General features: G+C 69.7%; 6 protein-coding genes. 5 read left to right on the forward strand and 1 reads right to left on the reverse strand.

Going from position 1 to position 22562, the window contains the following annotated elements:
• Positions 1-338 precede the first annotated feature (338 nt).
• The 5 genes from ACFU7Z_RS08575 (at position 339) to ACFU7Z_RS08595 (ending at position 19283) form a co-directional block, all read left to right on the forward strand.
• Positions 339-1523: a serine/threonine-protein kinase gene (locus ACFU7Z_RS08575; RefSeq protein ID WP_380777016.1), complete on the forward strand. Its 1185-nt coding sequence runs from the start codon at positions 339-341 to the stop codon at positions 1521-1523.
• Positions 1524-1619: 96 nt separating this feature from the next.
• Positions 1620-4772 carry a DEAD/DEAH box helicase gene (locus ACFU7Z_RS08580; RefSeq protein WP_380777017.1) on the forward strand — a complete coding sequence of 1051 codons (3153 nt, stop codon included), beginning with the start codon at positions 1620-1622 and terminating at the stop codon, positions 4770-4772.
• Positions 4769-10216 (forward strand): hypothetical protein, encoded by a 5448-nt coding sequence (locus ACFU7Z_RS08585; RefSeq protein WP_380777018.1) that lies wholly within the window; start codon positions 4769-4771, stop codon positions 10214-10216. Before ACFU7Z_RS08580 ends, ACFU7Z_RS08585 begins: the two co-directional genes overlap by 4 nt.
• On the forward strand, positions 10213-16944 hold the full coding sequence (locus ACFU7Z_RS08590) for a DEAD/DEAH box helicase (RefSeq protein ID WP_380777019.1): 6732 nt from the start codon (positions 10213-10215) through the stop codon (positions 16942-16944). Before ACFU7Z_RS08585 ends, ACFU7Z_RS08590 begins: the two co-directional genes overlap by 4 nt.
• Positions 16941-19283 carry a UvrD-helicase domain-containing protein gene (locus ACFU7Z_RS08595; RefSeq protein WP_380777020.1) on the forward strand — a complete coding sequence of 781 codons (2343 nt, stop codon included), beginning with the start codon at positions 16941-16943 and terminating at the stop codon, positions 19281-19283. The genes ACFU7Z_RS08590 and ACFU7Z_RS08595 overlap by 4 nt, the downstream gene beginning before the upstream one ends.
• Positions 19284-19316: 33 nt before the next feature.
• Here the strand turns inward: ACFU7Z_RS08595 and ACFU7Z_RS08600 are convergent, their stop codons facing one another.
• Complete coding sequence (locus tag ACFU7Z_RS08600) at positions 19317-21356, reverse strand: N-6 DNA methylase (protein WP_380777021.1); 2040 nt, start codon at positions 21354-21356, stop codon at positions 19317-19319.
• Between the last annotated feature and the right edge of the window lie 1206 nt (positions 21357-22562).

Raw genomic sequence — 22562 nt, forward strand, 5'->3', positions numbered from 1 at the left:
GGCACTTGACCTTCGGTCAAGTGCGCCGGGTGCCGGCCAAGTGGGCCAGGGTGGTGGATGCAGGGGCGCTTCCTGAGACTCCCTTGCGCTTACCCGCTCGACCGGAGTGGCTTGGGCTGCCTCGAATTGGTTGAGCGGCGAAGATGTTCGTATCCGAGGGGGCGCCGCGTAGCACGGCAGTGCTGGCACGACGGCACCTTCTGCCGGGCCGATATCGATCGGTACGCTGTGCGGGTGGTTCGTCAGTGTCCACACCGCCTGGCAGAGCCTTCTGAGGCGGGTGAGACACTCACGTGAATCGCGTTCGTGTCGGCACTGTGGAACCCGGGGGGAAGCTGGTGACAGGTACCGTGCTGCCGCAGCGGATCGGCCCGTACGCCGTCGAGCGGTGCCTCGGCACCGGAGGCATGGGGGCGGTGTACCTGGCGTACTCCGTCGCGGGTGACCCGGTCGCGGTCAAGGTCATCAGGCCCGACAAGATCGACCCGCATTCCCGCGCCCGCTTCGAGCGGGAGGCGGAGATCGCGCGCACCATCTCGGGTACGGGTCGGGTGGCGCGTTTCCTCGATGCGGATCCGCTCGCCGAGCAGCCGTGGCTGGCCATGGACTATGTGCCCGGCCGCCCGCTCACCGAGGTCGTGAAGGACCAGGGCCCGCTGCCGGCGCAGCTGGTGGCGAGTGTGGGAGCGCTGCTTGCCGAGGGGCTGGCCGCGGTGCACGGGGCAGGTCTGCTCCATCGGGACCTCAAGGCGTCCAATGTCATCCTGGGCGACTTCGGGCCGGTGATCATTGACTTCGGCCTCGGGGCCTTCCTGGAGGCGTCGAAGGGCTCCATGAGCCGGCCCGGAACCGTGCTGGGCACGGTCCGCTGCATGCCGCCCGAGCAGGCGCGTGGCGAGACCGAGGTGACGGGGGCGGCGGACGTGTACGGGTTGGGAACGGTCCTCCTGCACGCCGCCACGGGCCATGCACCCTACGACGGAGTGCGGTGGGAGGCGATTGCGGTGCAGGTGGTGAGCCGGGACATCGGACCCGACCTGTCCGGACTGCCGGAGCAACTCACCCCGCTGCTGACCTCGATGCTCGCGTACGATCCGGGCGACCGCCCCACCCTGGACCAGGTGATCAGGGACTGCGCCGACCTGCTGCGGGAACTGGGTACCAGCCCGGCTCGGGCCCGCCACGCACTGATCCAGCAGACCAGGCCGGCCGATGGCGCGCCGGTGGTCCTCCCGCAACCGGACGCCCTGATGCTGGACCGCCTGGAGGCCCTCGACAAGCTGCTGCGGGAGCAACCGGAGGCCGGGCCCGGGGCCGACGCCGCGCCCGCCGAGGAGAGCGGCCCCGCCGAGGGTGACCTCCCTGCCCGGCCGACGCCCGTACCGGCAGGCCCGCTCACAGAACCCCGGCCCCCCGCCGCGCGCCCCGGCCGTCCGCCCGCGTCCCGGCGGGTGGCCGACGAACTGCGCAAGCGGTACGCGGCCCGTGGGCAGCTGACCTGGTCCGAGCGCCAGAAGCTCTGAGTGCCTCGCCCAGTCCCGACCGCTTGCGGTAGACAGTAGGCACGGATACGGCGGCACCGCTGAACCGCCGAGCACACCATCATCGAGGAGCACAACGTGACCACGGCGCCATTGCCCGACGATTCTGCTGCGGGCACCGCCGAGGACTCGCACTTCCCGCCGGGGGCGAAGCCGACCTTCGCCCCAGGCGCCCAGGTCCGCATCCGGGACGAGCAGTGGCTCGTCAAGTCGGTCACCGAGAGCCGCGACGGGTTGATGGTCGAAGTCAGCGGTGTCTCCTCGTTCGTGCGGGGCACAGACGCCGTGTTCTACCAGGGCCTCGACCAGATCGACGTGCTCGACCCGCGCAAGACCGACCTCGTCGAGGACGAGACGTCGAAGCACGCCAAGGCCCGCCTCTACCTGGAGGCGGTGATCCGCAAGACCGCGCTCCCGCAGACCGAGCACGGGCTCGCCCTGGCCGACTCGTTCCTGATGGACCGCCAGGAGTACCAGCTACGCCCGGCCGAGCGGGCGCTCTCCATGCGCAACCCGCAGCCGCGGCTGCTGATCGCGGACGTGGTCGGCCTCGGCAAGACCCTGGAGATCGGCATCACCCTGGCGGAGCTGATCCGGAGGGGCCGGGGGGAGCGCATTCTCGTCGTCACACCGGCCCATGTCCTGGAACAGTTCCAGCGCGAGATGTGGACCCGGTTCTCCCTGCCGCTGGTGCGACTGGACTCCACCGGCATCCAGCGCATCCAGCAGGAGATCCCCGCCGGGCGCAACCCCTTCGCCCATTTCAAGCGGGTGATCGTCTCCGTCGACACGCTCAAGTCGGCCACCTACGCGCACCACTTGGAGAACACCGTGTGGGACGCGGTGGTCATCGACGAGTCGCATAACCTCGTCAACAAGGGAACCCAGAACAACCGTCTTGCAGAGCGGCTCGCCAAGAACACCGACGCGCTGATCCTGGCCTCGGCGACCCCGCACAACGGCGAGGCCGAGTCCTTCGCCGAGCTCATCCGGATGCTCGACCCGGCGGCGATCGCCGACGTCAAGAACTACAAGGTCGCGGACCTCGAGCACCTCTACATCCGCCGCACCAAGACCGACCGCGAGGTGCGTGAGGGCCTGAAGGGCAAGCCGTGGGCGGAACGCGGCCCGTCCCTTCCCGTCCCGGCCCCGGCCACGCCGAAGGAAACGGCCGTCCTGGAGAAGCTGGCCGCCGAATGGACCCCCGGCGATTCCGCCCGCTCCTCTGTCTGCGCCGAGCCGATGGTGGCGTACGGCTTCCTCAAGGCGTTTCTCTCCTCTCACGTCGCCCTGCGCAAGTCGCTCGCCAACCGCCGTGCCTACCTGGAGCACCCGCGGCGCGCCGAGGCGGCTCCCAAGGCCCGCGAGGCGTTCACGGCGGAACATCGAGCCCTCGCCGAACTCGAAGCGCTCGTCGCGGAGTTCGAGGACAAGGACTCTGCCAAGCTGGACGCGCTGGTGGACGTGCTGAAGAAGGAGATCGGCGTCGGCCCGCGCTCCGAACGCCGGGTCGTGGTCTTCTCGGAGCGGATCGCCACGCTGGAGTGGCTCGCGCAGGTCGTCCCGGAGCGGCTGGGCTTCAAGGCGAAGCCGGCCCTGGCGGAGAAGGCGCGCCCGTGGAAGGCGTACGGCGGGGCGGTCGAGGTCATGCACGGCGACGTCACCAACGACGACCAGCAGCGGGAGATCGTCGACCGCTTCGGCCGCCGCGACGAGCCCGTACGGCTGCTGTTCACCGGCGACATCGCCTCCGAAGGCGTCAACCTCCACCACCAGTGCCACGACCTTGTCCACTACGACCTGCCGTGGTCGTTGATCCGGATCGAGCAGCGCAACGGCCGAATCGACCGCTACGGTCAGGCCGAGAACCCGGAGTTTCGCGCGATCACCCTGACCGCCGACGTCCCGTGGCGGCGCGACGAGGCGACTGGGGAGCAGCTCACCCTCGACGACCGGCTGGTCGGCGTCCGGCTGTTGCGCCGCGAGGCGCAGGCCCATGAGATCGAGACGGGCGAGGGCTGCGCCGAGGCCGTCACCGGCCTGTACGACGCCAAGAAGGAGGACGACCGCCTGACCCGCGACCTCATCAAGGGCGGTACGGCGGAGCGCTCCATCCAGCAGTCCCGGCAGGAGGCGGGAGGCGTCCTCGCGGGCCTCCTCGCGAACGTCAACGCGCTGATCGCCGATCCGTCGGCCGCGCCGGCCGCTGCGGGGATCCCCCCGGTGCCCAAGGCGGACGTGCCGCACTTGTTCGCTGACACCGAGGCGTACTTCCACGCCGCGATGGACCTGGTCTACCCGCAGGCCGAGCGTGAGGCCATGGGCTGGAAGCCCGTCACGGACCGGGGCCGCGTCGAGTTCACCCCGCCGGACGACCTCCAGTACCGGCTGCGCGCACTGCCCGCCTCCTACCTCGACCAGGAGAAGATCCTCACGACGTCCAAGTACGACGGCGCGCTGAGCATCACCTTCAACCGGAAGTACGCGGCCGAGCGGCTCGAAGCGGCCCGCGACGCGAAGCGGGGGAAGACCGAGCAGACCGCTTCGCAGTGGCCGAACGTCTCCTACGTGTCCGACATCCACCCGGTCCTCGACTGGGTGACGGACAAGGTCCTCGCCAAGCTCAAGTACGACGAGGCGTTCGTCCTCGCCCACCAGCCGGACGCTGCCAGGGCCGCCCGCATCCACCCCGACCTGCCGGCCGCCCTGAACGGCCCCGTCTACCTGCTGCAGGGCGTCCACTCCAACGCCGCCGGCACTCCGACCGTGGTCGAATGGATGGCCGTCACCGGCCTCGACGGCGCCGATCCCCGGGTCTGGCGGATGGATTCGGCGTTCCTCGCCGCCTGCGGCGTCGGCCCGAACATGCCGGGACGCGACCGGATCCTCGACAAGAGTGGCCTGAAGGCCCTCGTGCCGGCCGCTGTCGACGCCGCCGAGGCCCATCTGCGGGCCCGTCGGGCCGAGTACGACCGGCTGATCGACGGCTACCTCGCCCCGTACGAGGACCGCGTCCAGACCTGGGAGCAGATCGCGCTGGAAGTCGCCGGAAACCAGCACCGCCGCCGTGAGAAGGTCGAGGACACCGCGACCGACCGCCGCGAGCTCGTCCAGCGGATGCGCACCTCCGGTGATCCGATGATCCGGGTCCTCGCCGTCCTCGAACCCCTCTACTCCGCCGCATCCACCGCCGTACCGACCGCCGCCCGCGCCGAGGAGTCCGCCCGATGAGCTACACCTTCGACTCCTTCGCCAACCGCGGCGAGTACCTCTCTGCCCACTACTTCAGCGAGGAACTGGAGAACACCCTCAAGAAGAAGTCGGCGGACGACGAGGGCCTGTTCACGACGTGGACCTACCGCGAGACCGACCAGCACGACACCCGGTCCACCCCGCGCGAGCTGCTGCTCAAGCTGCACACCGAGTACGCGGGCCAGGTCCGGCCGGTCCTCGCTGCTGACGACGACCCGGTCGGAGAGCGGGCCGAGCGCCTCGCCGCCTGGCACATCGGCCTGCTCGCCGCCCTCGGGTACGGCACGTCGGGCCGCGTGCTGCCGCTGCACAACGCAGGCCGTGCGTACGAACTCCCCGTCGCCTGGCACGGTGACGGCATCGTCGCCCTCGACTGCGGGTGGACCGACAACCTCGACGACGCCCTCGACGCCGACGGCGCGGGCCGCCTGCTGAACCCCCTCAAGACCTCCGAGGGCCTGATCGGTACGGGCGAGAAGCTCGCCGGCTGGCTCTTCCAGAGTGAACTGCACGAGCCCGGCGGCGAGGCGCCGCGGTTCGTGCTGCTGCTCTGCGGTGGCGTGATCGTTCTCGCCGACCGCACCACCTGGTCCGAGGGCCGGTACCTCGCGGCGAGCGTGGACGCGGCGCTGCTGCGCAACGACACCAAGAAGACCGGTGAGCTCGCCCTGCTCGCGGCGCTCTTCTCCCGCGACATGCTGGCCCCCCGCCCGGACGGCAAGGGCCGCCGGATGGACGACCTCCTCAAGGCGTCCCGCGAGAACGCCGTCGGCGTCAACTCGGAGCTGCGCAAGGGCCTCCAGCGCTCGGTCGAGATCATCGCCAACGAGGTGCTGGCCCGGCTCAAGGAACACAAGGTCACCCCTCGGCAGATCGAGGACCCGGAGCGGCACGGGCCGTTCGCGAAGCAGCTGACCCGCGAGTCGCTGCGCTACCTGTACCGCATCCTCTTCCTGCTGTATGCCGAAGCCCGCCCCGAGCTGGGCATCCTGCCCGCCGACGACTCCACCTACGAGGCGGGCTACTCCGTCGCCCGATTGCGCGAACTGGTCTCCCGTGAGCGGAAGTTGGTCGACGAGGAGAGCAAGAACGGCTTCCACCTCCACGCCTCGCTCGACGTCCTGTTCAACAAGGTCAACTACGGCCACCGCCCGCACGGCACCGAGCCCGAGGACCACAAGGCCGCCGGCGAACGCAGCGAACGGCGCGGTCTGCGCTTCGAGCCGCTGCGCAGCGAACTCTTCGACCCGAAGGCCATCACACTCATCGGCCGCGGCGTCCGTGACCCGCGCGTTGACGCTGACGGCGGCGCGGACGAGTACCCCAAGTGGCTCGACCTCCGGCTGCGCAACGAGGCCCTGCACGAGGTGCTGCGCCTGCTGACCATGAAGGAGGCGAGCGCAAAGGGCCGACAGGGCGGCTTCATCTCCTACCGCAACCTCGGCATCAACCAGCTCGGCGCCGTCTACGAGGGCCTGATGTCCTACACCGGCATCATCGACGACGGGCGGCTGCTGGCCGAGGTCGCCAAGCCGGGCTCGAAGAGCGGCAACCAGCAGCACGGCGACCCGGAGAAGGGCTCCTGGCTCATCCCCGCCGACCGCCTGAGCGACTACCCGGCCAACACCCACGTGGTCTACTCCGCGCAGGACGCCGAACAGCACGGCCTGCGCGGCCCGAAGAAGTACGAGCCCGGCACCTTCGTCTACCGTCTTGCCGGACGCGACCGCGAGACCTCGGCCTCGTACTACACCCCCGAGTCGCTCACCAAGGTCACCGTCGAACTGGCCCTGAAGCACCGGCTCGACCAGGGGAAGGACGAGGAGGGCGGGATCGTCCGCACCCGGGCGAGCGAGCTGCTCCGCTTCACGATCTGCGAACCGGCCCTGGGCTCCGGCGCGTTCCTCAACGAGGCGATCAACCAAGTCGCCGAGGTGTACCTGAAGCGCCGCCAGGAGGAGCTGGGCCTCACCCTCGACACCTCGCAGGCGCTGGAGGTGAAGCAGAAGGTCAAGGCGTACATCGCCCTCCACAACGCGTACGGCGTCGACCTCAACGCCACCGGCGTCGAACTCGCCGAGGTGTCGCTGTGGCTCAACACCATGCACCCCGGCATGCGCGCGCCCTGGTTCGGCCTGCACCTGCGGCGCGGCAACTCGCTGATCGGGGCGCGGCGTTGGGTGTACACGGCCGACCGCGTCAAGAAGGAGCGGACGGTCGCCGCGCTGATGCCGGCCAAGCTGCCGTTCCGGTCGGCGGGGGACGGCACGGAGCAGCCGCTGCCGGAAGGTGCGGTGCACCAGTTCCTGCTGCCCTCGCCCGAGTGGGGCTCGGTCGCGGGTGCCGGCGGTGACGCGAAGAAGCTGGTCGAGCAGCTTGCCGGTGAACAACTCGATGCCCTGAAGGCCTGGAAGAAGGCGGTGGCGACGAAGCCGAAGACCGCCGGAGGCAAGGGCAGCCAGCTGGCCAGGCTCCAGGCGGTCGCGGAGCGGGTGGAGTACCTGTGGGGGCTGGTCGCCAAGCGACTGGAACTGAGCGAGCAGGAGATTGCCCGCACCATCGATGTCTGGGGTGCCGACCGACCGGAGGACGCCGAGGAGTACGCCTTCCTCCGCCGGGACAAGGAGAGCGCGGGCGGCACGCTGCCGCTGACCAAGGAGCAGGTCTTCAAGGACCTGTTCGCGGCGGAGGGTTCGCCGTACTGGCGGCTGAAGCAAGTCATGGACGCCTGGTGCGCGCTGTGGTTCTGGCCGTTGGACAAGGTGGGCCTGCTGGACGGCTCTGATCCCGAGTACGCCACCGCGCCGGTCGTCGATCTGGATGCCCTGCTGTCCTCCGGAGTGGCGCCAACCACAGGGGCGGCTGCGGAGCCGGTGGCCGAAGCCGAGCCGGCCTTCGTGGAGCACGGGCTGCTGTTTGCTCTGCCCGGAGACCAGTTGGCCTTTGGCGAGGGTGAGGATGACCTCGTCGAGCGGCGGGAGATCAAGAAGGCCGGGGCGTCGTCCGGCCGTAGGGGAAGCGCGGGCGGGCCGGTGCGCCGCCGGGACGTCATCGCGCTGACCGGCCTCGACGACTGGCTCGCGTTCCTGGAGTCCATGGTCGGGACGGGTGAGGTGCCTGAGGGGACGTTCGCGACGTCCGTGGACTCGCTGGCCAAGTTGAAGGATCTGGAGAAGCTGGTCGAGGCCGAGATGGGTATGGATGACGCCCGCCGAGCCGTCGAGACCCGATACCCGTGGATGCGGACCGTCCGCGATATCGCGGCGGAACAGGGCTTCTTGCATTGGGAGTTGGACTACGCCGGGGTCTTCACGGGGCGGTCCGGAGGGTTCGACCTTCAGGTCGGCAACCCGCCGTGGGTACGGCCGGAGTGGAAGGAGGGCCCGGTCCTCGCCGAGTTCGAGCCGTGGTTCGTGCTCACGGAGAAGCCGAAGGCCGAGGAGAAGGCCCGTCGGCGGGAGGTCGAGCTCGGGCAGAGTGATGTGCAGGAATACCTGCTGGGTGAGGCTACGAACACGGTGACGACAGCGTCCTACCTCGCGGCTGGCCCCATCTATCCATTGATCTCGGGGAGCCAGCCCGACCTGTATCGCGCATTCATGTGCGAGGTGTGGGACCACGCGGGCGTCGACGGCACGGCAGGAATGGTGCACCCGGACACGCACTTCGCAGGTGACAAGGAGGCGAGTCTGCGGGCAGCCGCCTACACGCGGCTGCGGGTGCACGGCGACTTTGTCAACGCGGGTAACCGGTTCTTCCCCTCGCCGGTGGGTCGGTCGAGCCACTTCGGCGTGCACATCTACGGCAGTGCGGGGGACATCGCCTTTGACTCGCTGTCCTGGCTGTTCACGGTCGACACCCTGCGATTGTCGGCCGTCGCCGTCGTCGAGAAGGACGACGAAGACCCTGGGGTGAAGTACCGGGGCGACTGGGATGAGCGCCCGCACCCGAAACGGGTCATCCGTGTCACCCCGGACACTCTGCGGCGCTGGCAGCGCCTCGCCGGTGATGCGGGACCGGTGGAGCACACGCGTCTGCTCACGCCGGTGAGCACAGCCGAGGATCCGGCGATCGACGCACTGGGCCTGTACCCGTTGCGGCTCGGCGCCCTGGGGCCGGATATCACTCGGGGATACGACGAAAGCGGCGCGAAGAAGGCTAAGTTCGGCCCCGGCAAGAACGTGCGGCTCATCGACTACAACACCGGCATCGATGGCCAGGAGGATTACCACGCGGAGTCTTGGGAGGACGTCATCCTCAAGGGCCCGCAGCTCGGGGTCGCCAACCCGATGTTCAAGCAGCCCAGCCAGGGCGGCGGCGAGACGCGCGGCCTGGACCCGCGGGCGCTCGCGGACGACGCGGTGCCGGAGTCGGAGTACCGGCGGGTGGCTCCGGTGGGAGTGTTCCAGGGAGAACAGGATCGCTGGGCGGACTGGGAGATCTACGAAGAGTTGCTGGCTTCGCAGGAGGAACGGGCGGCAGCACGGCTGGAAGCCGCTCGGAAGCGGAAGGTAGGCCCCGATGAGGTCACAGAAATGGAGATCGAGGAAGTTCTGCTTGACAAGGCTTGCGCGCCGCACAGCGGGTGGTACCGTCTGGCGTGGCGTGAGAGAGTCGCGCCAGATACCGAGCGCGCTCTGTACGGGGCCTTGATTCCGCAGGGGACGACGCACATCCACGCGGTGCGTTCAGCGCGTTTCGGCACACCTCGACTGACCGCTCTTGCAGCTGGCTTCATGGCTGCATTGCCGGTGGACTACCTCCTTCGTACGGCGGGTGTCGGGCATCTGGACGTTGCCCAGGCCAAGCGCCTGCCGCAGGCGCAGCCCGACCACCCTCTCGCCTCTGCCCTCCTCCTGCGCACCCTCCGGCTGAACTCCTTGACCACCGCTTACGGCGATCTCTGGGAAGAGCTCTACGAGCCCAGCTGGGCCGGGTACGAGCCCTGGGCGATCGAGTGGCCCGGCATGAAGACCCAGTTGCACGCCGTAGCCCCGTCCTGGCAGCGGGATACACCCCTTCGCTCCGAATACGCGCGTCGTGCAGCCCTCGTCGAGATCGATGCGATCGCTGCTGTCTGGCTCGGCATCGACGCCGACACGCTCATCGTCATGCACCGGGCACGGTTTCCGATCATGCAGGACTTCGACCGCGTCACCTGGTTCGACGCCAACGAGCGCAAGATCGCGGGTGACCGCTACACCTACGGCTTCGACCAGACCAAGGAGCACTGGCAGCAGTTCGAGCTCTACCAGGAGGACCCCGCGAAGAATCCCGTCCCCGACGGGTACGCTGCACCCTTCTACAAGGCCGACCGCGAAGCCGAGATGCGCCGCGCTCACGCCCACTTCACCGAGCGCCTGAACGATGCCGTGGCCAAGGGCTTGTGGGACCCGACGACGATGGAGGTCCCGAAGCCGTGAGGCCGACTCTCGAAGCGCAGGGGCTCAAGGAGAGCCTGCTCCAGTACCTCTCCACCACCTACGGCCTGGCCGACGAGGGTGCCCGCAAGGCCCTTCACACCTTCCTCGGGGACGAGGCCACGGGCATGTTCCGTGGCCCGTACCTCCGCCTGCGCACGCCGTTCGCGCGCGCCCAGGACGGCTGGCAGCAGCACCTGGACTGGCACCGGGCCGGCGGCTGGTCGCCGTACGCGCACCAGGCCCGCGCCTTCGCCCGGCTCACCACGAAGGACGGGCACACCCCGCAGCCGACCCTGGTCACCACCGGTACCGGCTCCGGCAAGACGGAGTCGTTCCTCTACCCGGTGCTCGACCACTGCGCCCGCGAGCGCGCGGCCGGGAACGCCGGTGTCAAGGCCGTCTTCCTGTACCCGATGAACGCCCTCGCCACCGACCAGGCGGGACGCATCAACGACCTGCTGGACGCCGAGAAGGGCGCGCTCCAGGGAGTCCGCGCAGGCCTGTACATCGGCGACGAGGCGGCGACGCACTACGACTACGTCTACACCCGCCGGCAGGACATGCAGTTGTCCCCGCCGGACATCCTGATCACCAACTACAAGATGCTGGACCTGCTGCTGCAGCGCTCCGCGGACGCCTCGCTGTGGGACGGCAGCGACATCCGCTACGTCGTGGTGGACGAGTTCCACACCTACGACGGCGCGCAGGGCACCGACGTGGCGATGCTGCTGCGCCGCCTGGCCTCCGCCGTCGGGGCGACGCAGCCCGGCAAGCCGCTGGGGACGATCACCCCGGTCGCCACCTCCGCGACCCTCGCGTCCGGAACCGACGCGGACGGGGTGCGTCAGCTGCTCGACGTCGCCGCGCACGTCTTCGGCACCGAGTTCACCGAGGACGCCGTCGTCGGCGAGGACCGGCTTACCGTCGACGAGTTCATGCTCGACGAGACGGTCCCGGACGCCAGGTTCCTGCCCGGCCGGGTACCCACGCCCGAAGTGCTCACCATACTTCCGGACCCCGCCTCCGGCGACGCGGCACTGGCCGCACTCGCCGAGGCCGTCACCGGGAGCCGGTTCGACGCGTCCGGTGCGCTCGATAGCCGGGAACTGGGCGCGGCGCTCAAGCGGAACAGGCTCACCTACGCCGTGCTGTCCGCGTTCGACGGCACGGTGCACAGCTACGACGAGATCCTGGACGTCATGCGGCGCCATGGGGCCGCCAGTTGGGACGAGGTGATCACCACCCGGCCCGACGTGGCGGCACTCGCCCTGGCCCGGTTCGTCGCCCTGCTGTCCGTCGCCCGGGATCCGGACGAGCCCGTCGGGAGCAGCCGTCCGCTGGTGCAGGTGGAGGTGCACCAGTGGGCGCGGTCGGTGACCCGGATGCTGCGCGGTGTCCAGCCGTGGCCCCAGGCCTCCTTCGCCTGGGACGCGACCGGGGCGCAGGCCCCGGCGCGGACGACGCCGGACACCACCGGCCCCCGTGAGACCCAGCTGTTCCTTCCGGCGGTGTACTGCCGCGAGTGCGGTCGTTCCGGCTGGTCGGCGCTGGCGCCCGAGTCGGATGTCGAGGAGTTGAGCTTCGAGTCCCACAAGATCCGGCGCGCCTCGGTGACCGCCGACAAGGCGAAGATCCGGACCCTGATCGCGGCCACCGACAAGGAGGCCATGGAGGGTAGCGGCCGTGCCCCGATGGACCCGGCGGCCCAGCGGTCGCTGACCACCGGCGGTGCGGGCGTGCTGATGGTGTTGGACGGCCCCGACCGCCGGCTCCGGCTGCCGGACCCGGCCGACGACTACACCGCCGAGGGCGATCCCCGACCCCGGGGTGCGGACGCGGCCTTCGTCCTCGTCCAGCTGGGCGAGCGCGCCGAGCGCGCGGCGCAGGACGACTGGTGCCCGGCCTGCGGCACCCACAACGCGATCCGCTTCCTCGGCACCGGCTCAGCGGCGCTCGCGGCGGCGTCCGTCACCCAGCTGTTCACCGGCGGGGAGATGGACGAGGACCAGCGTGAGACCAAGACGCTGATGTTCAACGACTCGGTGCAGGACGCCGCGCACCGGGCCGGCTTCGTCGCCTCCCGGTCCTACACCTTCTCGCTGCGCGCCCTGTTCGCCCAGCACCTGAGCGAGCACCGGCCCACCGCGCTCAACGACCTGGTGGCCGACGTGGTCGAGGCGACGACCGACCGCAAGACCCTGGCCGCCGTCGTCCCGCCTGACCTGCACGACGACACGGGTGTGGCCCGCCTGCTGTCGGGCGCCGGGCGCGGCGGGGACAAGCGGACCTGGGACCTGATCGGGGAGCGGTTCGCCTTCGAGGCCGTGATGGAGTTCGGCCACCGCTCCCGCAATGGCCGTACCCTCGAACTCACCCGCACCGCCGCGGCGTTCGCCGCTGTCCCGGACCAGCAGGCGGCGATCGTGTTGGTCCGCACCGCCCACGAGGAGACGGCGGACCGGGGCCTCGTTCCGACCTCCCACGAGGACGACCGCTACCTCGCCTTCCTGCAGGGCTTCCTCGATCGGCTGCGCACCCGTGGCGCGATCGGCCATCGTTGGCTGGGGAAGTACCTCGACGAGGCCGGGACCAGCCGGTTCTTCATCTGGGGCGGCCGCCCACCTGGCATGAAGGCGTTCCCCAAGGGAGTTTCGGCCCCGACCTTCCTGCTCGCCAAGCCGAAGCCCAACAGCGAGTTCGACGTCGCCGCCGGGCGCCTGTCCTGGTACGAGACGTGGGCGCAGCGCTGCCTGGGCCTGACCCGTGAGCAGGCGGACGAGTTCTGGCTCCGCCTGCTGCCCCGGCTCGCCGAGGCCGGGCTGCTCGCCGTCCGTACACCGGGAGACTCGGCGGCTCGGATCTACGGCCTCCAACCCGGCTCCGTGCAGATCCAGTTGCTCTCCGACGAGCAGGTCAACATCGCGTACGTGCGCTGCCCCAGGTGCTTCTGGGAGCAGACCGTGCACCCGTCGCTGCTGTCCCGCTACCACGACCAGCCCTGCCCCGCGTACCGTTGCGCCTCCGGGCGGCTCGTCGCGGGCGACCGCTGGCAGGAGACCGTCGACCGGCACGACCGGGACCGGGACTACCGCGACGACTACTACCGTGGCCTCTACCGGCGGGCCGGCGTCTTCCAGGTGATCACCGCGGAGCACACCGGCCTGCTCTCCCGGGGCAAGCGCGAGCACGTCGAGGAGGCGTTCCGCAAGGGCGAGGGCTTCAACGACCCCAACGTGCTGTCCTGTACCCCGACCCTGGAGATGGGCATCGACATCGGCGACCTGTCGGCCGTCGTGCTCGGGGCCCTGCCGCACCGCCCCGCCAACTACACCCAGCAGGCGGGCCGGGCCGGCCGCCGCACCGGCAACGCGTTCATACTGACCATCCCGGACCGCTCGCGCCGCGACCTGTACTTCCTGGACCGGCCGCGCGACATGATCGACGGGCAGATCGTGCCGCCCGGCTCGTACCTGTCGGCCGTGGAAATCCTGCGCCGCCAGTACACCGCCCACCTGCTCGACCTCGCGGCCCGCGGCCGGTTGCTGCGCGAGGACGGCAGGCCGCTGGCCGCGCTGCCACGCCGGGTGGACGAGCTGTTCGGCCCGTCCGGCTACCTCGCGGACTTTGTCGCCGCCGCCCTAGCCCACGGCGAGGAGCTGGTCCGCGGCTTCCTCGACCTGTTCCCGGTCGGCGTGAGCGAGAACGCCAGGGCCGAGCTGACGAAGTACGCGGTGCGCCGCCTGCGCAGCGCGGTCGAGCGGGCCGAGCGCGACTGGGAGCGTGAGAGCCAGAAGCTGCGCGACCGTATCCGTACGATCCGCTCGGCCATCGACGACCTGAAGGACGGCGATGAGGAACAGGCCCGGACGAAGGGCGAGTTGGAGGCCGAGGCGCGGGCCCTGTCGAAAAGGGGTGGGGCCAGGCTGCGCCAGCCCGCGCAGACAGTCCTGTGCGACCTCGGGCTGCTCCCGAACTACGCGCTGATCGACTCGACGACCACCCTGTCCGCCACGCTCTACTGGCCGGAGGGGAAGACCGGCACAGGGCAGGAGACGTACAAGTCGAAGACGTACCCCTACGAACGTCCGCGGTCCTTCGCCATCGCCGAACTCGCCCCCGGCAACACCTTCTACGCGGGGGGCTACAAGCACCGCATCACCGGCATCGACATCGTCACGGGCCAGGAGCACGACTGGCGGTACTGGCGGTTCTGCCCCTCCTGCGGCCACGTGCGCACGCACAACGCCCAGCAGGACATCTCACCGTGTCCGCGCTGCGGGGACGCCGGCATCGCCGACTCCGGGAGCCTGTGGCAGGTCGTCCAGCCGACGACGGTCACCGCCCGCGCCAAGCGTGAGGACGCCCGTATCGGGGACGAGAGCGACGACCGCGACCGGCGGTTCTACAGCGTCGTCGACATGGTCGACATCGCACCCGGCGACTTCGTGCCCAAGACCTCCTGGCGGCACACCGGCGAGGTGTTCGGCGTCGACTACACCCGACGTGCCGTGATCCGGCGGGTTAACGTCGGGCCGCTCAGGATCGGAGCCCAGGAGGGCGACCGGCTTGCCGGGCGACCGGTACGGATAGCCCCCTTCCAGGTGTGTACCGCATGCGGCGCGGCGAGCGCGGACGGGCAACCGGTGTTCGACGACGACCGCGACGCCGTCGACATCTCGGCCAACCGCCAGAGCGCTCTCAAGCACCACACGCCCTGGTGCCCGCACCGGCGCGGCACGAGGGCAGTGGCACAGGAACAGGTGTTGCTCGCCCATGAGCTGGAGACCGAGGCGCTGCGAATCCTGCTCCCCGCGGCGACCGTTCTGGTCGACGAGAAGGTGTACTCCTTCCAGGCCGCGCTGCGGCTCGGCGTCGACCGCGCCTTCGGTGGGGACCCCCAGCACCTGGACTCCTGCCTCGCCACCATGCCCGACCGCGACACCGACGAGACGAGGCACTTCCTCGTCCTCTACGACCGCCTTCCGCACGGCACGGGCTACCTCGACCGGCTCACCGCCCCGGCCGCCTTCCGCCAGGTCCTCGAAGACGCGCGGACCCTCCTCGTCGACTGCCCGTGTACTCAGGAGAACCGGCCCGCCTGCCACCGCTGCCTGTACCGCTACACCGACGAACGGCACATCGAAGCGGTGTCCCGGCAGGCGGCGCTCGACATCCTCGACGACCTCCTCGGCCGGGGGGCCGACGCCTGGACCACCCAGGAGGTCGGCAACACGGACCAGATCGGGCTGGACGGACAGGTCGAGTCCGACCTGGAGGCGCGCTTCCTCACCGTCCTGCGGGCCTGGGCCGAGAAGCGGGGCAGCGACGCCTCGCTCGACGAGAGCGGCGACAACAGCGGGTACCTCCGGCTCAAGGACTCGGCCGAGGTCCACGGCTGGCGCCTCACCGCGCAGCGCAGCGAGGGCTTCACCCGCACCGACTTCACCTTCGAACGTACCGAGGGCCTGAAGCGGAAGGTGACGGTGTACCTCGACGGCCGCCGATTCCACGCCTCCCGCCGCCACAACCGGCTCGCGGGCGACGCGGACAAGCGCAACCGGCTGCGAGCGCAGGGGCACGCCGTCTTCCAGCTCACCTGGGACGACCTGGCCGCCTTCGAACAGCACACGGGCGTGCACACGGGGGACCGCGAAGCGGTCGAACCGGTGTGGCCGCCGTACGAGTACCGGGCCCGGGCCCTGGCCAAGCAGCTGCACGCCGAGCACGGCCTGGACGACCTGGACTCCACCGTCTTCCTCGACCCGATGAGCCAGCTTCTCGCCTACCTGCGCAGCCCCGACGACGCCGCTTGGGGCAGGCGGGCCACGTCCGTCGTGGGCGGGCTGCTCGGCGCCGACCGTGTGCCGCTCGTGGGCAACGGCTCGACGGAGCAGGCACACCGGGTGCTCGCGACGCTCCTCGAGGCCTGGGGGCGGAGCGACGGCACCGACCCGGCCCCGGTGGCCGGGAGCGGGACGGTCAACCTGTTCCGGGCCACCGACAAGTCCGGACTGCCCGTCGCCTTCATGGTCGACGGCGCCACCGGTCGCTGGACGGCGCTGGTGTGCCTCGACGACACGGAGACCGACCAGCTCGAAACCCCGGAGCACAAGGACCGGTGGCGGGCCTGGCTCCAGTGGTCCAACCTGCTGCAGTTCCTCGCCCACGCCGGCGGCGACGGCGTCCAGCTCACCACCTCCGGAGCGGGCCTGTTCGACCTCGGCACGCTCAAGGCGTTCGGCGGGATCGGCGAACTCGAGTCCCTGGTCGTCCAGTTCGACGAGGGCGCGCGCACACCACAGGCCGTCCCTGCCGCACCGGCCGACCTGCTGGACGAGACCCCGCTGGAAGCCGCCCTGCGGGACCTACTGTGGGACCGGGAGATCCTCGGCTACCTGGACGAGGACGAACCGGACGCCCCCCTCGCCCGCCTCGCCCACGCCCTGGCCGACCGCGGCAGGAAGGCACCCGTCTACGGCTACGAACTCGGCGACCGCGGCTGGCTCGCCGACCTCGTCTGGGCTGACGAGGGCGTGCGGATCGCCGTCATGGCCGACCCGTACGACGGCGAGGACCAAGAACACGACAGGACCTGGCAGGCCTACCGCGACGAGGGCTTCACCGTACGCTCGGCCGAGGAATGGCTCGACCGGCTCGACGACCTGCTCGCAGTCCTCCCCGATGCCGCAGACCGTCCCGACTCCCACGAACCGAGTGCCGCACGATGACCGCACGCCTGAGCCTGTACCAGAAGGCCGAGAACGAGCTCTACAAGATGGACTCGTCGGTCAAGACCAAGTTCTACGACTTCTGCCACCTGTTCCGGAACGATCCGGGGCACCCCAAGCTCGACCTCAAGCCCCTCAAGGGCGACCGCCGCATCTACCGTGCCAAGATCGACCCGTCATACCGCGCGCTCCTCGCCCCCGTCGGCGTGGGCCCGGACGACGTCGAGCAGTGGCTCGTCGTTGCTGTGCGGCACCGCAAGCACGTCTACGAAGAGCTCAGCGTCGCCATCAACCGGATCACCGGAGAGATCGAGTTCGTCGACCTCGGCGTCGTCGGCCAGAGCGTGCTCAAGCGGGCCGGCATCCAGCTCACCCCCGACCCGGCGGAGCGGGGCGGGTCGGAGGCCGCGGCCGAACCCGTCGCCGCTGCGGCCCCCGTTGTCGCACCCTCGGCCGTCGAGCTCTCCGCAGAGCCGCTGCTTGCCGCCTGCACCGCCGATGACCTCCGCCGTCTCGGCGTCGCGGAAGCCCTTGTCGAGGTGGCCCTCCTGGTCACCACCGATGACGAGCTTGACCACCTCGTCGCCGGTGCGCCGCGCCTCACCGCCGAAGTGCTCACCGGCCTGGGCGCCGGCATGAGCGTCGACGAGGTGGAGAGCGAGATCACTCGCCCCGCCTCCACCGTCCTCGAAGAGGGCTTCGAGGACGACATGGGCGCTGCCCTCATCCGTACTGCGGTCACCACCGTCGACGACGACCTGCGCAACGTGCTCGCGGAGGGCGACTTCCGGGCCTGGAAGGTCTACCTCCACCCCACCCAGCGCAAGATCGTCGAGCGGAACTACAGCGGTCCGGCCCGGGTCAGCGGAGGCCCGGGCACCGGCAAGACCATCGTCGCGCTGCACCGCACCGCGCGGCTCGCCGGACAGCTCCAGCCCGGCCGGGACAAGCCGATCCTGCTGACCACGTACACCAAGAACCTCACCGCCGACCTGCGGTCCCGGCTCAGCTCCCTCGTCCCCCCGGAGCTGCTCGCTCGCGTGGACATCAAGCACATCGACAACCTGGCCCAGGGCGTCCTCAACGAGAACAGCGCCGCCGGCGCCCAGCGCTCGCTGATCGGCGACGCCCAGGCGAAGGAGGTCCTCGGTGAGGTCCTGTTCGAGTTCGACGAACAGCGGCGCTGGGACGCGGAGTTCCTCTTCGACGAGTGGGAACAGGTGATCCTGGGCCAGTCGCTCGCCACCCGGCAGGAGTACTTCAAGGCCCGGCGTCCGGGCATGGGCCGCGCCCTGACACGCCCCGAGCGCGGAGGCGTGTGGCAGGTGCTGGAGCAGTTCACGCTGCGTCTGAACAGCATGAAGCGCGAGACCTGGGCCCAGTCCGCGGAGCGCGCCGCGCGCTACGAGATGGAGCGCGCCCGCAAGATCCAGGAGCGCGCCGAGCTGAAGGCCGAGATCGGCGGCGGCGACCTGATCCACCGCGACGATCACAGCTCCGCGGTCCGCTACCTCCGCCACCGCTACCGGCACATCGTGGTCGACGAGGCCCAGGACCTCAGCGCTGCCCACTGGAAGATGCTGCGCGCGATGGCCGCCCCCGGCCCGAACGACCTGTTCATCGCCGGCGACACCCACCAGCGGATCTACGACCGCCAGGTGACCCTCTCCACCGTCGGGATCAACATCCGGGGCAGAGCATCCAAGCTGACCCTGAGCTACCGGACCACGCAGGAGATCCTCGATCAGGCCGCCAAGGTCGTCGGAGACTCCACCTACGACGACCTCGACGACGGCACCGAGAACCTCAGCGGCTACCATTCGCTGCTCCGCGGCCCTGCACCGGAGTTCGTCGCCTGCGCGGACTGGGACGGCGAGATCACCCAGCTCGCCGCCAGGTTGAAACTGTGGCGCCAGGAGATCACCCGACCCGGCGAGGACGGCACCGTTCGCGATCCCAGCGGCGCCATGGCGGTTTGCGTCGCGGACGGCGACATGGCCGGCCGCGTCGCCGCCGATCTGTCACTGAAGCACGGCATCACCACCGCGACCCTGACCAAGGACGGTCCGCAAGGCGGTGGCGAGGTACACATCGGCACCATGCACCGGTTCAAGGGCCTGGAGTACCAGAAGCTCGCCATCATCGGCGCAAGTGACGGCATCCTGCCGCGCACGGCACTGATCGAGAAGTTCGCGCACACCGACTCCAAGCGCTACGAGCGGGAACTGAAGCAGAGTCGCAACCTGCTCTTCGTGGCCGCCACCCGTGCCCGCGACGCACTGCTGATCTCCTGGCACGGCGCCCCCAGTCCGTTTCTGCCTGTCCATTGCAATCGGTGATTGCTTTGCGCGGGGTGGTTGGGGAGGAGGACGTCAAGCTCCCGGAGCCAGAAACCCCTGCAGTGCGTCCCGGTGGAGGCGCCGCGTCACGGCGAGCTGCTCACGGAGCAGGCGCTCGTGGGCATCCAAACGGGTCATCAGGTCCGCGATGGTCCGTTGGGCGCCGAGGTCGGGCAGGGCGACGGGGAGGTCGCCAAGGACCTGGAGCGAGATGGTCTTCATGGTCATGCTTCCGGTGGAGTGGTTGTCGAGCCAGTCACGTGCCTGGGCACTGCGCAGGTAGGCAGCAAGGTAGTCGGGGTTGAGCTCGAGGTGGGGGCGGAGCAGGAAGCAGCCTGTGCCGCAGACCCAGCCGTGCTGCTCCTCGCGGACCACGGCGCACCGGCCGAGTTCACCTCGGCGGGCCACGACGAGGTCGCCGAGGCGGAGACGGAAACGTTCCAGCCTCTCGGCGTGGGCCTCGGTGATGTACCGGACGTCCGCCGTGCTGAAGCCACTGCCCGTCAGGTCCTTGGGCATCACGACCGGGATCCCGCCACCCTGCACATAGTCGTCGGCTCGGATGAGGCTTCCTGAGGGACCGGCGAGGAGCCGGCTCGCACTGGTGTTACCGGGGCCGCCGTTGACCGCCTCTCGGAGTGTCAGCAGCGGGATTTCCTCTCTGTTGTCGGTCAACCATTCGCACCGGTCGGCGAGTTTGCGGAGCTCGCTGACCGACTCCGCGGTCGCCAGAGTGTGCCCGTGCAGTTCGTCGAGTGTGTTGCCCAGGTCGAGTACCGCAGTTGGTGGCTTCGGCACGGGAGCGACGTACATGCGGGGGTCAAGATTTCCGGCGCTCGCCACGATCTCGTCGTACCCGACAGAGCGGGAGAATCCCGGCTCGTCCGCTACCGCGCCCGGGGACTGCAGCCATTCGTGGAACCGGCCGGTGATGCGCTCGATTTCGACGGGGGTCAGTTCGCGCGGCTTCCGGGGCACTGGGGAGCCGAGTCGGCCGGCATCGATGAAGAGGACGGAGTCTGCCTCTCCTGCCGGCAGCCGACCGGACTTGTCCCGGGCGAGCAACCAGATGTGCACGGCGACGGTGGTGGCAGGGAACAGGTTCGCTGGCAGCGCGATGATGCCGAGGATGGCGCCGCGGGCGAGCAGGTCCTGACGGTGTGCCTCATCGGCCCCGCCGGACCAGGCAGCGCTCGGCGGCATGATCACTGCGGCAGTTCCGTGCTCGCTCAGCCGGCTCCAGGCGAGCTGCAGCCAGGCGTAGTTGGCGCTGGAGTCGGATGGCAGGCCGATGCGGTCGAGGTTCATGACACGCTGGTTGAACGGCGGATTGCTCATCACCACGTCGGCCAGACCGTATCCCGTGCTCTGCAGAAGCATTGCCGGATCGGAGGCGCGCACCACGGGCTGGTCCACTCCGTGCAGAGCGAGGTTCATGGCCGCCAGCTGCGGGGCACCGCGGTTCGTGGTGTAGGCCTCGAAGGAGGTGCTGCCAAGGCCACCGTGTTCGGTAATCCGTTGCGCTGCCTCCGTCAGGAAACCGCCGGTCCCACAAGCCGGATCGAAGATCCGGTCCCCGGATTGCGGCTCCGCCAGGTCGACGACCAGTCGGACCACTTCCCGTGGTGTGTAGAACTCGCCTGCCGAGACGTCAGTCTCCTGAGACAGGTGCTCGATGAGCAGCTCGGCGACCTCGGCCAGGTTGGCTTCTGAACCTGGCCGAGGGCCCAGAGCTTCGAGGAAGGGCACCGCCCACGGCACGTCGTCCGACCCTTCACCGTCGAGCAGGTCGAGGGTGAGGCCGAGGCCCTTGCTCCGACGTACGCTGTCCAGCGCGGCACGCAGGTCGCGCAGCGGCGATCCGCGGAACCGGACGTCCGCGACGGCGCGGTCCCATCGGATCACGAGTTCGTCCTCTGGCTCCGCCGCCTCGACCAGCCGCGTGAGCAGCAGGATCGCCAGCATCAGTGTGAGGTCGTGGAAGCCGTTCCGGCCTCTCTGGTAGGGCACGTAGGCTCGCCAGAGCCGGTCGGCGAGTGCCGCATCACGGCTTTCCGGTGGGCTGGTCTCCACGCGCGTCCTCCTCGTTTCCCGAATTGGCTACTTGAACTGGCTGATGGCGTAAGCCGCCGCGGCGACGAGCATCAGCAGGCACAGCCGGAGCGTAGTACCGGTGTTCTCCATCGCCTTTTCCAACAGTTTGATGAACGACTTCATGATGCCGTGGCCTCTATCTCTCAGCTGCGCAGTACTACTGCGCACCGCCCCTGCTGCTGGATCTCCGCAAGTCGAGTGCATGCTGCGGTTGGTCGTGTCGAACGATAGCAATGGACGGCTGCGTTCAGCGGGAATCCTGGAAGGGGTCGGTGGCTGCGCTCCTGATGCGCAGTAATACTGCGCACTGAGCCGCGGTGCAGCATGGCAGCTCGCAAGGCGGGCGGAAGGGGTTGCGATGGATCCGGGGGAGGCGGCAAGCGAGGCTAAATGTGATGCAAGTCACATGTCATGTTGTCATTGCCCCAGGTGTCGACCTCGCCCCAGTCGATCCCTGGCGAGGGTTTCGATGCCGTCCTGCTTCCCGGATGTCCCGCGCGCCGGTCGCGCAGCCCTGATGGCCTGGCCTGGCGCGTGGTGCAGGATGGAGGCGGCCCGGTAGACGGTTGCGCGTCCGCAGCGGGCTGTGAATTTGGGTGGTGCGGACTTTTGCCCTACTTCGTAGTCGACCGGGCTGCGGTAGCCGGCGGTGGAGTGCCGCCGCTTGCGGTTGTACCAGGCCAGCCAGGCTGAGGCGGCCGTCCACTCCGCGAGAGCGTTGTCATAACTGGTGCCGACCCGGCCCGTCGAGCGTCGTATCCCGTGCGCCTGACAGGCCTCGGCGAACGCCGTCGATGTGTATCGCGCGCCGCGGGCGGAGTGAATGACCATCCCACACTGGCACGGGGGACTGGCCGCGATGGTGGCATCGGCCCGGTCGAGTGCGTCCGTCATTGCGTTGACGGCGTCGTCGGCGGGTCGGTGACGGCGTCGTGGGGGGCGTCGAGGAGTTCGAGGACGAGGTGGGGGTCTCGTGGGGGAGGGCCTCGATGGTGTCGGCGGTGACCTCGGCCGCGGCGGCCGGCCGGTGTGCGGTCTCGACGGCGGCGAGTTGGTGATGGTCTCGGCGAGGGCGGCCTTTGTCAGGTGGGGGCGTCGAGGGCGTGCAAGGTGTGGTCGGTTTGGTGGGCGGATTCCGGTGGGGCTGTAGGGGATGACCAGCGAGTCGTCGTTGGGCGGGTTCGG

The organism is Kitasatospora sp. NPDC057518 (assembly GCF_042802075.1).
Taxonomy (GTDB): Bacteria; Actinomycetota; Actinomycetes; order Streptomycetales; family Streptomycetaceae; genus Kitasatospora.

Excerpts from the sequence above, each read along its gene's own strand:
- ACFU7Z_RS08585 (WP_380777018.1), top strand. The coding sequence starts at position 4,769 with ATGAGCTACACCTTCGACTCCTTCGCCAACCGCGGCGAGTACCTCTCT.
- ACFU7Z_RS08595 (WP_380777020.1), top strand. The coding sequence starts at position 16,941 with ATGACCGCACGCCTGAGCCTGTACCAGAAGGCCGAGAACGAGCTCTAC.